Consider the following 15,025-nt stretch of genomic DNA (forward strand, 5'->3'; position numbering starts at 1 on the left):
ATGGATGTATACAACCGCGAATACGAAAATTCGCTTGCGCTGACCGGGAACCAGATTGGGGATGCGACGATTCTCAGTCGCGATGCGATTGATCCCACAGGCGCCATCTATGACAGTTGGCAGGACGTCGGCTTTTTCGCGCTGGCCTATGACACGTCTGGTGTTGCGGCCATCGATGACACTGTCACGCTGTCGTTCCGCGGAACCAACGCCGGTGCATTCGACGCCCTGCTGACGGATGCGGTGAATGGTTGGACGGCGGCACTTGGCGAGATCGACGGGCTGTTTGAGAGTGGGGGTCAGGTCCCTCTCGCCCTCGATTTCTATCAGGACATCACCGAAGTTTACGAAATCGAGTACGAGGAGCCTGAGGACCCGGATGATCCAGACAGCCCGCTTGTCACCAAGGTGCGCAACCTGAAGCCAAGCGATCTGACCATGACCGGGCATTCGCTCGGCGGTGGTTTGGCGGGGGTTGTGGCCGCCCTTTATGGCACCGAGGCCACTCTTTATGATCACATGCCCTTTGAGCGTGTCTCGAACGGGCTCATCGACCTGGCGCAGAGTGACCCGGTTGCCGCGGCGCGCTACTTTGACGGCAATGTTCCGTCGACCCTTCAAACCGGCGAAATCGACGCCTATTCGACCGAGTATGAATTCCTGTCGGCCGCGCGCACCCTGCTGGGCAGCCCATATGAGGCCCTTCCAAGCTTTGGCGGCGAGCGCTGGCCCATCGCGCTGCATTCCCAAGCGATGCTCGTGCACCTGATCTGGGCCCGCGACAACGGCAAAACCGAGTGGCAGGAAGTCGGCCAGCAGATGTGGGACGCATGGTTCAACGGCGACATTGCCGAAACCATCCCCGGTATCGATGAGTTCATTGGCGATCAGGGCGATCCGCTGTCCACGATGGAGTCGGCCATCGCCTATTCCGCGCTGGAATCCGGCGAGCGCCCGTTCGGGGATACCGCGATCTGGTCACTTTTCAATGACATGGACGAGCTTGGCGAGGTCATGAAGGACGAGCCGGGCAAGGTTTTTGAGGACTATGTCTCTTTTGAACCTACGGTCACGATCTTCCTGAGCGTCACGTTCTTCAAAGATGTCACGCAGCAGTTGGCTGACTTTGCGGTACAATATGCTGGCGCTCTTGCCATTCAGGACATCGAAGACAACACGGATGCCCGCGAAGGCGTGCTGACCCTTGCCGACGACAAGAATACTCTGGCCTTTGATGCCTCTGAAGATCTGTGGAAGGATCAGTTGGGTCTTGATGCCAAGCTGGAACCGCTCGGCCTTGAGGCTTTCCGCGATACCTTCTTTGCCCAGACGGACGAAGGCTGGGTCGATACGCTGCTGCGGTGGTCAGGACTATCATCGCAAGAGGACCTCGCCCTAGTCGGTTGGGAAGCGGACTCCGCCGAGATTTTCGACCGGTTCCACCTGCGCGCTCGGGAAAGTGCCACAACCTTCGTCCTGCCGGAACGCGTCTTGGGGCCAGCATCGGGGCGCGGAGACGACGCCTCGGTCGACGTCTTCATCGGGAACGGCCAGGACGAAGATATCACTGGGACGCTGGGCAATGACCTGCTGTTCGGGCATGGCGGTGCCGACACGATTGACGGAAACGACGGTGATGACTTCATCAAGGCGGGTTCCGGCGACGACACCCTAATCTCCAACGCGGGGATCAACGTCTTTCTGGGCGGGGACGGGGATGACCTGCTCGACTACGGTACGGGCCCTGACGAAAATGTTCTTCGTATTACTTTGTCCCCCGACGTCGCCGATCGCGGCTTTGGCCTGATCGACGAATTCACTGTCCAGGCTCAGATCGAAGGCGTCGACTCGAACGGGAATTCCGTCGATGACCTGATTTTCAACGTCGAAACGATCTTCCTCAGCGACCAGAAAGACGACGTTGAAATCGATAAGGATCAGTGGATCGACATCTTCCGCGACGAAATCGTGATCGACTTTGGGAATCATGATGACTCTGGTTCCGAAGGCGACGTGTTGCGTTTCAATACGCGTGACGGGTTCTTTGGGGATCGCGGTGTCTACTACCGCGACGGTCACCTTCAGGCCACGGCAATCGGTGCAGAGGCTGCCTACAACGCCCTGTACCTGACGTCTGCGGTTGTCGGCAACGCGTTGCCATCGCTGGTCTATGGCGCAGTCATCGTAGAAGACTACGTTATTCCCGACGACAAGGTGAGCTTCAAGAACGTCGACAGCATCATCTTCACCGAGGAATCCGACCGGTTCGTGATGACCTCCGAAGATGACGGCACACATTCGGGGACAGGCAACATCCGCCTGGAAGGCGGGCGCGACGTTGCCTATGTTTCGACCACACCTGCCGATGGGCAACTGGTGATCGATGGCGGAGACGGTGACGACCTTATCGTCGTCGTCGGTGGCGAGAACGTGATTACTGCCGGTGGTCTGGGTCGTGACCTGATCATCAACGCCTCGGCAGGTGGCGAGCTTTACGGCGACACCTATGACGGCCTTGATGGCACGACGGCCGTGAGTGAGGGCAGCGAGAACGCAGACCACTTCTGGTTCGCCCCAGACACCACTATCTTCGACCCGCAAAAGGACGATGTTCTGTCCTTTTACGGGGTGCCTCTGACCGGGGGCGATGCGGCCAACACCTCCACGTCGTTTGCCTTGGGCGCTGCCACGGGCAGCTTCGATGTCCTGGGCCTTGTCGCTGACGCTTTTGCATTTGTTGGGTTAATAAGTGGGTTGGCTACAGGGGTTGTTCCCCTGTACGACACCTGGCTGCCAAATATTATCTATTTCACCCAGAAAGGCGCCAAGGGCGAATCCGACCTCTATCTTGCCAACATGACGGACATCTTGTTCCGTGTCTCAACTGGGTCCTCGGTCCCCGAAGAGTACGAATTTGGCGACGATACGCAGGTCAGCCCGCGCGGATTTCAGCGTGTCGCCGGTTACGACTTTGACAAGTCGCTTGACTACTACAAAGAAGCCAAGGGAGACAGTAACTTTGTCTCGACGCTTGTCGATATTTCGACGGGCGGCTTCCAGAGCTTTACGGACAGCGCCCTCAACAACACCGCAGATTTGGGCATGCTGTGGAATCTTCCGAGCGGCATTTCCCTCATCTTGGGAGGCTTGGGCGCGGCGTCCAACTTCATAAAGGCAACGCCAATGATTGGCGGTTTGTTTGCCGCTCTCTCGGCTCTGTCAGCGGCAAACGGCGCCTATTGGCTGGCTGGCGCAGCGGTGCGCACTGCCAAGAATACTGCCTGGGTGACCGGTGCTGACCCGCTGATCATCGATCTTGATGGCGACGGTATCGAAACTCTCGATATCAGCGACAACAGGATCTTCTTCGATCTTGATCAGGACCTTTTTGCAGAAGTCACCGGCTGGGTGAAGGGCGATGACGGATTTCTTGTTGTTGACGAGAACGACAACGGCCGTATCGACGATATTGGCGAAATGTTCGGCAACCAGTTCGAAGGCGGCTATGCCGAGCTCTCTCACCACGACCTGATCGAAAATGGCGGCAATGCCGATGGCAAGATCACGGCCGCCGACATCATCTGGCAGGAATTGCAGATATGGCAGGACTTCAACTCGAATGGGGAAACCGATGCCGGTGAGCTGAGATCACTTGACGACTTGGGCATTGTCTCCATCGATCTGAACAATACCGAACTGGGTGTTACAACTCCTCAGGGGACCGAACTTTTGTCCGCGGGCGAGATCATGCGGGCCGACGGCACCGTGCTTAATATGTTCGAGGCGATCTTTGAAAGCATCGATACGTTTACGCGCTATGCCGGTGAGTCAGGGCTGGCCGCTTGGCAGCAGGACTTCAATGTCGACAGCGCGGGCTACGGTTCGATGACGGACCTCAGCATCGCGGTAGCCAACGACATTGCCTTTGGCAAGGTCGTCGCCGATGCCGCCGCGTCGATGACCCTGCCAGACTACTTCTTGCTGAGAGAGCAAGTCGGACCGGTCCTGAGCTATTGGGGACAAACCCTCGAAACCAGCCGGGAATTGACGCCTGTACTGCTTGAGACGGCCGCCGATGGCACCGTTTCGCTGGCCGATTACGGCATCTACCTCGAAGACGACACGGGCGGCTATTGGACGCTGAACAGCGGCGCGCCGATCACCGATGTGAATGGGGATCCAATTGCCCGCGCCACCATGGAAGACCTGCTTGCCATGTCCGCCGACGCGGATCAGACGTGGCAGCTGGAACAGACGTGGTCCCGGACTACGCGCGGTTCCGAAGTCGAATCCCGCGAAAACGCTCCTTACCTGATGCGGATCGTCGATGATCGGGCGGTCATCGACGACTACGGAATCCAGAACCCGGACGGATCCTGGCGCCTGGCCAGCGGGCGCGAGATCGTCGATGACACCGGTGCAGTCATTGCTGAGCCTACGATAGACGACATCATCGCCCTGCCCCGCGACTCAGGCCAAGAATGGCGCACGGAAGACCTTCAGTTCAATCCGTTTGCCAATATCGAAGTCGAAACCATCGGCATTCGGGTCAATGACGGGATTGTCGTCGACTACACCGTCGAAGTTACTGATCAGGATGGGAAATTCTTTGTCTGGGCCCGCAATCTGGACCGGGCACTGGAGTTGCAGTTCAAAGTCGGCGATAGCCGAGAGTTTAATCTGCGCAACTTTGAGGTCGATTTTGAGACGTTGGACGAGGTTGGTACGACCGAGGACAGCACTTACCGCGTCGAACTCCTGTCACCCGGGCAATTCCAGTTCTCCGTTTCACTTGCAGGGTTTGAATTTCAGGAAGAGATGCTGTCCGCGACGCTGGACAATAACACCGGCCTGATCGACTACCGCATTGTCGAAGGCGGAAACTACACCTCCTCAACCGAAGAGTTCGTGTCCGTCATCGACCCAATGATCGAATTGGTGGAGATTTCCTTCCAGCAATACTACTTGACCAGTGGTCGATTGGCTGTTCGCCTTGCTCTGCAGGGCGGACTCAAGGACTTTGCCCGCGACATCGAATACGACATCGAGGATGATGTGTACCGACCGACGTCGGACCGCGAACTAGTGCCGATGTTCGAGGCGATTTTCGAAGGCGCGCCGGATAGCAACGACGACGATGCTATCTACGACTATTTCGTCGACTGGAACGTGCTGCTGACCCAAGTCTATCCGGATTACGAACCGGCTGATCCAACCTTCTTCTTTGACAACAAGGCGAGTGTTGACCAAGCCTCGATCTTCCAGACGATTGTGGCAGCCTTCGAAAACGTTCCCGTAGATCTCGACCTTATCGCCATTGCCAACGCGTTCTCTATCGATGAACGCCGGATCGTGACGCATGAGTCGACCGACACCGAAGTCCTTGGTCAGGAAGGCGTCAACTTCTTCTATATCAGCGAAGGCGATCAGGAAGTCATTGGCAGCTTTGATAAAAATCAACAGGCCTTCGATCCGAACGCAATTGAAACCGACATCTACGTCATCGGGCGGAATTCCGGGGACGACATCATATACGACCGCGATCTCGGTGATGCAGATCAGCTTCGCTTTGCGCATTTGCGCTCCGACGACGTCAATGCCGTGCGCGACGGCGAAGATCTGATCCTGTTCTACAATGATGGTGCGAATTTCGTACGCCTGACCGATCAGTTCCTTGGCGAGCGGAACACATATCTCGCCAATGGAACCCAATTGCAGACCGGCGTGGACGAAATCGTCTTTGCCGATGGGCAGGTTTGGGACCGCTACAGAATTTCTTTTGCCGTCGTCGATTTTGATCGCGCGGCGTTGAATGAAGCGGATGCCTATTACGGATCGGGATCCGGGGATATCCTGTTTGGTGGACTCGGCAACGACTTCCTGAGCGGCGGCGCAGGTGGAGATACCTATATCTACGAACGCGGTCACGGTAAGGACGTGATCGATGACCTCGGCAATTTCTCGTTCGGACCGGTTCAGGCGGGCATGGATTTTCTCATGTTCCAAGGCGACATCACGCCAGACGATCTGTACTTGACCCGCGACGGTCGCAGCGAAGACTTGTTGATCACCTTGATGGATGCTGATGGCAATCTGACGGATGACTCCATTGAATTGGTTGGACAATTTGGTGGGTTGCGCCTGAACCTTGGTGCATTCAGCGAAGCGATCGGCGCCGATGACGGGTTGAACTTCGTCGCTCCGAACCTGATCGAAAAGATCATCTTCGATCAAGCCGGGGTCTTGGAATACACCGATATCGTCAACAGGGTCATCGCGAATGCCAAAACCGATGGCGATGACGCGATCTATGGCATGCTGAATGCCAATACCCTTGACGGTGGTGCGGGGGACGACTTCCTCAGCGGTGAAGAGGGTTTTGACACCTACCTCTTTGGACGGGATTACGGCCGGGATGTGGTGCTGGACGCCGACTTTGCCTCCTCTCTGTTCGGCCCCAAGGATGATAAACTGCAATTCCTTGGTGATCTACGCTGGACCGATTTCGACTTCCTGCGGGATGGCAGTGGCGACACGCTGACGCTCCGAATTACCGGCACCGAGGATGAGGTCATTCTGACCGATTACCTAGACTATATCCTTCTCGTCGGGTTCACGAACCTCATTGAAGACATCCAGTTTGGTGATGGCACAGAATGGGGCTATCTGAAGCTGCTCCAGCACTATGTTGATATCGCCAAGACTGACGGCGATGACACGATCTATGGTTTTGAACGCATCTCCGACCGGATAGATGGCGGGCTCGGAAATGACCGGCTCGAGGGTCAGAGCGGCAGCGACACCTATGTCTTCTCTCCGGGCTATGGCGTTGATACCATTCTGGATTCTGGCGGTTCTGAGAAGATCGAATTCCAGATGCTCGATTCTGGCGATATCGAGTTCTCGCGCACCGCGCTTGATCTGGTTATGACAATCCGGGGTACCGGCGATCAGGTCATTCTGGAAAACCAATATGTGCGCGCAGGTCAACAACAGTTCGCTGTCGAATACTTCCAATTCGACGACCGCACCCTGGAATTCACCGATTTCAATCCTGAAGACATCGATCTGGTCGGCACCAACAACGGCGAGGTCATCACAGGTTCGAACTTTGCCGAATTGCTGGACGGTCGCGGCGGCGATGACACTCTGATTGGCGGCGACGGCGGTGACATTTACCTGTTTGATGTCGGTTACGGCGAGGACATTATTGTCGACACCCGTGTGCGGGCGTCGTGGGCCGATCGTAAAGGGATCATTGTCCCGGTCGATGACATCGTCAAATTTGGCGATGACATCACCCAGGACAACGTCATTTTCACCAAGGATGGCAATGATCTGGTGATCTCGGTGAGCGAACGCACAGATACGCTCCGTATCCGTAACCAGTTTCTCGATCTCGACAACGGTGTGGAACGCTTCGAGTTCAGCGATGGCGGTTTCCTCGACATCGCCGATGTCGAAGAGTTGCTGGCGATCGAGGGCGGCAATCGGGGTGACAACCTGATCGAAGGCAACCCAACGGCGCCGAACGTTCTGGATGGACGCCAGGGCGACGACACTCTGGCGGGCGGATCGGCAGCGGATGTCTATGCGTTCGGCGCTGATTACGATTTTGACCAGATCATCGAGCGGCCAGACGCGGTTGGCGTCATCGATGAGGTTCAATTTGGCACGTCAGTCACACGCGATGCTCTGATCGTATCCCGTGATGGCGCCGATCTGGTGATTGATCTGGGCAACGGGTCGGATGTTCTGACAATTGTGGGCGGTCTGGAGGGGAGCACAGTCGAACTCTTCCGCTTTGCTGATGGCAGCTTCCTGACGCTGGAAGAAGTCCTCGACCGGATGCTGACCGGAGGCGACGGCGACGAAGAGCTGATCGGTCTGAACACGCGCAACGACACAATCGATGGCGGTGGTGGCGATGACGCGATGGAAGGCGGTGGTGGCGATGACACCTATCGCTTCGGCTACGGTTCTGGAAGCGAAAGCATTCTGGACACCGCCGGTATAGACCGGTTGGTCTTTGGCACCACGATCACCGAAGAAAACATTGCGTTTCAAGAGGTTGATGGCGACCTCGTCATTCGACTGGCGGCCACGGACGACCGGATCGCCGTTCTGGGCGGTTATCGCGACACGCCGGTGGAGTTTTTCGAGTTCGAGAACGGCACCATTCTGACCATTCAGGACGTTCGGACGCAGATCCTGGAGAATACATCCAGCGGCGGCCAAAACATCCTCGATACCAGCCTGTTCGAGATCGGTGTGCCGCTGAACCCCGGCTCGGGCCACGACCTCATTCTGATGGCCGACGGCGCAGTTGTTGCACTGGGTGCCGGTGGTCAGCTGGATCGGGTCGAGATGCTGCCGGGGGCCACTGAGGCCACCCTGCTCTTGCCGAATTTCATACCTTTGGAGGTAAGCGTCCGGCGCGCCGATGCGGATACTGAGGATCTGATCCTTCAAATCGCAAACACCGGTGATCAGATCGAAATCGCCGGAGCTTTGGGCAACAACGCAATTCCGACCATTCAATTCTCTGACGGAACCATTTGGACGGCCACTGAACTGGTTCGGGAAATGATCGATGGCCAGCAGACCGCTGGCGACGACATCATTGTCGGCAGCGACCGTGCCGATACAGTCGAGGGCGGCACTGGCGATGACCTGACCAATGCCGGTCGGGGCGATGATACCTACCTGTTCACCATCGGCGACGGACAGGATGTTATTGAGGACGAGCAAGGCTTTGACACGTTGCAGCTTGCTGGATTCCGCCCGCAGGACGTGCGAGTCGAGCGTATGGCCGCTGACCGGGATGATCTGATCCTGACATTTGTCGACAGCGACGACGCGATCATCATTCGCAATGCAGCGATCGAGCTTTTGATCTTTGGCGACGGCACCGAATGGACACGCGATGTGCTGCTGGATCTGGTCAATGCGGTTGGATCGGACACGGACGATCTGTTGCTCGGCACGCCTGGGGATGAAGTCTATCAACCCGGCTTTGGGAATGACCAGATCATCGATGGTGAAGGCCAGGACGTGTACCTGTTCTCGCGCGGGGATGGGCAGGATCGCATTAGTTCTAACGGAACGACGGACGGGTTTGGCACGATCCTTTTCGGGAACGATATCAGCCCCGACGACATTACCGCCAAGCGCGACATCAACGGCAACCTGATCCTCGAGATCGCAGGCGGGGATGACCGTCTGACCTTGCTTGATCCTGCAGGTGATCCGGATGCCGTCGTTGGCACGCTGGAATTTGCTGATGGCACCACACAATCCATCGCAGCCGTGTCGCGGGCCATTCCAGGCACGGATGGCGATGACCACATCATCATTTCGACCGTCGGGTCCGGAAGCGACGTCTTTGCCCGTGGTGGCAACGACTGGGTCGAAACCGGCGCGGGCGCCGATGTCATCTATGGCGAACAGGGCAACGATCTCACTCAGGGCCACAGCGGAGGGGACACGTACGTGTTTGCCCGCGGCGATGGTCAGGACATAATCGAAGATGTTGAATCCAACGACGTTGCGGCGGTTGACCGCATTCGGTTTGAGGCAGGGATTTCGCCGTCCGACATCCTCTTTGTCTCTGTCGGCCCTGCGGATCTTGTGATCGCGATCGCAGGTGGTCAGGACCGTCTGACGATCCGAAATATGTTCACCAACCTCGGCGATGACCATATCGACGGTCGGATCGAAGCGTTCGTGTTTTCCACCGGCGAAAGCTGGGATCTGGCCGAAATCATGTCCCGCGCCAGCGAGGGCACAGAAGGTGATGATGCGATTGACTTGGGGACATTCGCCGAATTCGACGTCACCATGGCTGGCAATGCGGGCAATGACGTGTTGGCCGGTGGCCGCGGTGACACAACCTATCTATTCAACCCCGGCGATGGCCGCGATGAGGTCGTTGAGGCGGGCAATTGGTCCGGTTCCAACGACACAGTGCACTTGGGCGCGGGCTTTACTGAGTCCGATACAATCCTCACTCAGATCGGCAACGACCTCTTGCTGCGCTTCATCGGTCATGACGATCAGCTTCTGATCAAGAACCAGTTCGCCTTCTCGCAAAAGCCCATCAACGAGATCCGGTTTGACAACGGCAGTGCGCTGGATGAAGCTGAGATGGCTGCGGCACTGGTCAGCGAGGAGGCCGCGCAACGGCTCTTAAGTCCATCGACACCCGGGACTGATCCTTTCTCCGACGATCTGTTCGACGATGCCACCGCAGGGACCGATGGCGGTGGTTCGGGTGGTGGGTCAGGCCCTGTCACGCAGCCTCGCACGTTGTCAGCCACCAATGGCAGCGTGGACACGTTCGAGTTCTTTGTGCCGCTAGAAAACGACGAAGCGGCTTTGACCGCGATCCTCAATTTCGAAACCGGCGATCTGGGCGATGTGCTGGACATCCGACTGGCCGATGGCTTGGGCGGCGACGTGATCATCCGTCAGGAAGCCAATGATACCTATATCTATTTCGTCGATGACGGCGTTCATGACCTCGACGCAGCGCGGCGCATTATCCGGCTGCGTGACGTCACTGCGGAAGAGCTGACATCAGGCAACCTGAACGGTGCTGCTTTCGAACGTGTCACCCCGCAAACCATTGATGGCACGAACGATCCCGAGACGTTGGAAGGCGGCTGGGGTGACGACACCCTGACTGCGCTAAACGGTAACGACACACTGATCGGCAATGAAGGCAACGACCGGCTTGTCGGGGGCAATCAGGACGACGTCTATGTCTTTGGCCCCGGCTTCGGCCAAGACGAGGTCGAGGACAACGCCGGCGGTTCCGGGTCACCAGCGGACGTTATCGAGTTTCTGGCCGGTTTAGACGTCGCCGACCTGCGCGTTACGGCCAGCGGTGCAGACCTGATCCTGTCTTTTGAGGATACGGATGACAGTGTCGCCCTGAAGAACACCCTATCCACCGATCGGGATCGGATCGAGACGGTCCGCTTCGCGGACGGTACCGAGTTGACCCACGCTCAACTCGTCGAACTGGCCAACCCAACGACCGATGCCGATCAGACGTTGATCGGTGGCTACAACGATGAGACATTGGATGCTGGCGGTGGCAATGACACCATCATCTCCGGGAGCGGCGTGGATACGATCATCGGCGGGACGGGTAATGACATTTTGTCCGGCAACGAGGGCAATGATGTCTACCAGTTCGACCTTGGCTTTGGTCAGGATATCATTTCCGAGAGTGGTTGGGCCAATCGCTCGGGGGCCGATCTCATCGAATTTGGCGCGGGCATCGCGCTTGAGGATATCCGCGTCGATGTCAAAGGTGATGACCTGATCCTGCGGGTTGTCGGAACCGAAGACCGGATCACCATCGAAAACACACTTGCGAATTACGATTTCCGGGTGGAATCCGTATTGTTCGAGGACGGTCGCTCTCTCAGCCATGCGGAACTCGTGGCGATGGCCCATCAGCCAAGCAGCGATGACGAAATCTACGAAGGCAGCCGCGATGCTGAAACTATCGATGCAGGCGGCGGCAATGACACCGTGCGCGGCAAAGACGGGGACGATGACATAACCGGCGGTACTGGCAACGACCTGCTGACCGGCGGCAACCAGAATGACACGTATCGGTTCGATGCTGGATTTGGGCAGGACATCCTTTCGGAAGGTGGCTGGTCCCACAATTCCGGCGCCGACCTCGTGTTGTTCGGCCCGGGGCTCAGTGCCGACGACATGCGGGTCGAAGCCACCGCAAGCGACCTGATCATCACCTTCACAGGCAGCAACGATCGCCTGCTCATCCAGGGCACGATCAACGACGCCGATGAGCGTGTTGAAACCATCCGTTTTGACGACAATCGCACTTTCACTCACGCCGAACTGCTCGCGTTGGCTCATGCGCCATCGGACGAGGACCAGCGGGTCGAGAGCGGGTATGATGCGGACTTTATTGACGTTGGCGGCGGCAACGACACCGTCATTTCCAAAAATGGGGCTGACACGATCATTGGCGGTGCAGGCAATGACTTCCTGCAAGGTGATGACCAAAACGACACCTACCGCTTTGAAGTTGGTTTCGGCCAAGACATCATTTCGGAGAGCGGCTGGAGCAATAACTCCTCCGCCGATGTCATCGAATTCGGGCCGGGCATTGATCCAGCCGATTTGCAAGTGCGCACAAGCGGCGACAACCTGATCCTTGAGTTTGAAGGCAGCGAAGATCGGGTTGTCATTCAAAATGGTCTGACCAGCGCGGACTTCATCGTCGAATTTGTGCGGTTCGAAGACGGCACCGAACTCACCCACGCGGACCTCGTTGCTCTGGCGCAGACGGGCACAGACGGCAATGACACCCTGTTGGGTGGGACTGCCGACGAAGAGATCAACGGACTGGCTGGCGACGATGAGATCTCCGCAGGATCGGGCAATGACACGGTAAATGGTGGTGACGGCTTTGACGTCCTGAACGGCGACGCGGGCACTGATCTTCTGGATGGCGGTCTGGGCAACGATACCCTGATTGGCGGCAGCGAGGCTGACACGCTGATCGCCGGTCCGGGCGATGACAGCCTAGTTGGCGGCGCCGGAGCTTCCGACACCTATCTGGTCTCTGCAGGCTTTGGCCGTGACCTGATCGATGAAGACAATGGCTGGTCCTCTCGCAACAGCACCGATGTGGTCGAGTTTGATGCGACTATCCCGTCGACAAGTGTCACGATCTTTGAGGACGGTGATGATCTCGTCCTCCGTGTGAATGGGACCGAAGACGAACTGCGTATCGTCGACGCACTGGGCAGCAATGGCCAGCGACGGGTGGAATCCGTCGTCTTCACGGGTGATGCTGTCACCCTGAGCTATGCAGACATGGTTGCCGCGGCTGTGCCCTACCCGGGCCCCTTGGGCGTGGATGTGCAAGGCAACCCAGCCACCAACCTTCTCGTCGGTGGGCTGGGCGACGACATATTGACTGGCCTCGGCGGCGGCAGTCGGATGGAGGGCGGCGGCGGCAATGATGCGCTGAACGGCACCGACGCGCCCGAGATACTGGTCGGCGGGACCGGCAATGACCTGCTGCAGGGCCTTGGAGGGGATGATGTCTACGCGCTCTCGCGCGGCTTTGGTCAGGATCGGTTGGATGATCAGGGCGACAATACCCAGGCCAACTTCGATGCCATCGCGTTTGACGCTACGATCGTACCTGCAGATGTCACCGTTGCGCAGGACGGCAATGACCTGATCCTTCTGATCTCCGGCGGTGCGGACCGACTGACCATTGTCGACGGTGCATTGGCTGATCCGGCGACGGGCGGTATCGATGAAGTGCGCTTTGACGATGGCACGATGTGGGATCTGACTGAACTACTGTCCCGCGCGGTGCCGTTCAACCCCGACGGACAGGTCATCTTTGCGGAACAGATCGCAGTTGACGACGTTCTTACCGGTTCGGACCTTGATGAGACGATCTATGGCAGGGATGGCGCGGACACGATTGATGGTGCCGGTGGCAATGATTACGTCGATGGCGGGGATGGCGATGATGACCTGACCGGTGGCCCGGGCGACGATGATCTCGAAGGCGGGTCCGGCAGCGACACCTATCGCTTCTCTGCCGGGTTCGGCCAAGATCGCATCTTTGACGGCAACTTCTTCTTTGAAGAGGAAGGCGGCGAGGGGGGCGATGACATCAACACCATCATCTTTGATGCCACGCTGTCGCCTGCTGACTTTATTGTCTACATTGATGATGACGAGGATTCTCTGCTGCTGACCTTTGTCGGCACGAATGACATCATCTTCATGCCGATTCCGTCTATCTTCCCGCCGGATCCCGTCGAAGACGGTGGTGGTCTGGAAGATGAAGAGCCGGGCCCGATAAGTGGCGCAATCGACAAGGTGATGTTTGAGGCTGATGGCTCCGAACTGTCCCTTGAAGGACTGATGGCTGTAGCCGTGCCGTTGCCGACGGACGACCTCTTCGGCGACGAAACCGGCGAAGCGCTGACTGGCGATGGTGACTTTGAGACCATCTTTGGCGACTCCGGCAACGACACGCTCAGCGGCAATGGCGGCAATGACTTCATCGACGGCGGCGAGGGTTTTGACTTAATCACCGGCGGGTTAGGCAACGATGTACTGGTCGACTTTGATGGCGGCGCGAACTTTGTGTTTGGCCCGGGATTTGGTCAGGACACGATCGACATGCAGTCCGACCCGGAAGTCGACTCTGCTATCATATTCGAAGCGGGTATCTCGCCGGACGACCTGCGGGTGGAAGGGGAACCAGAAAGTGGTGCCATCACCTTGCGCATCCAAGGGACCGACGACCGGATCACGATTTACGATTTCCAGATCGATGAAGTCCGTTTTGCAGATGGAACGATCTGGTCACAATCGGATGTCTATGCACTGTTTGAGACGGTCGAACAGCCCTTCATCGAAGGGGACAACCCGCCGCTACCCGAAGGTGGTCCGGGCGACGATGCCATCGCCGGGGATTTTGAGGAAGATCTCCTCGTCGGAAATGCCGGCAATGACACGCTCGACGGGTCTTACGGTGACGATACAGTTGTTGGTGGCGCCGGTGACGACAATATCGACGGTGGCCCCGGAAACGACGAATATCTGTTCTCGGCCGGGTTCGGTCAGGATCTGATCAACGACAGTGGGTGGTCTTCGGGCAGCGATGCGATTGTCTTTGACGACACCATCGCGGTGACAGATGTCATTGTTGAAGAGACCGATGATGGCTCTGGCGACCTGATCCTCAAGATCGCTGGCAGCGAAGATCGCATCACCATAGAAAACGGTCTGATCGACGACATGATCGCCGAAGTGCGGTTTGACGATGGTACGGTCTGGGATCGCACGACGCTGTTGGATCGCGCAATCCCATTCAGTGGACAGGTGGTCGACAGTTCTGACACCAACGACACGATTACGGGCACAGACTTTGCCGACACATTGGACGGAATGGGCGGCGATGATCTCTTCATTGGCGAACTTGGCAACGATCTTTTGTTCGATG

General features: G+C 57.5%; 1 protein-coding gene (cut by a window edge). It reads left to right on the plus strand.

The annotated features are described in order from the left end of the window. Positions 1-15,025, plus strand: partial view of a tandem-95 repeat protein gene (locus O3306_RS13600; RefSeq protein WP_272008230.1) — the 5' end (the start) only. 15,476 nt of this gene lie beyond the right edge of the window; the window shows 15,025 of its 30,501 coding nt (coding positions 1-15,025); the start codon lies at positions 1-3; the stop codon falls past the right edge of the window.

The sequence above is a fragment of the Roseovarius sp. ZX-A-9 genome (genome assembly GCF_028369135.1).
Classification (GTDB): Bacteria; Pseudomonadota; Alphaproteobacteria; order Rhodobacterales; family Rhodobacteraceae; genus Roseovarius.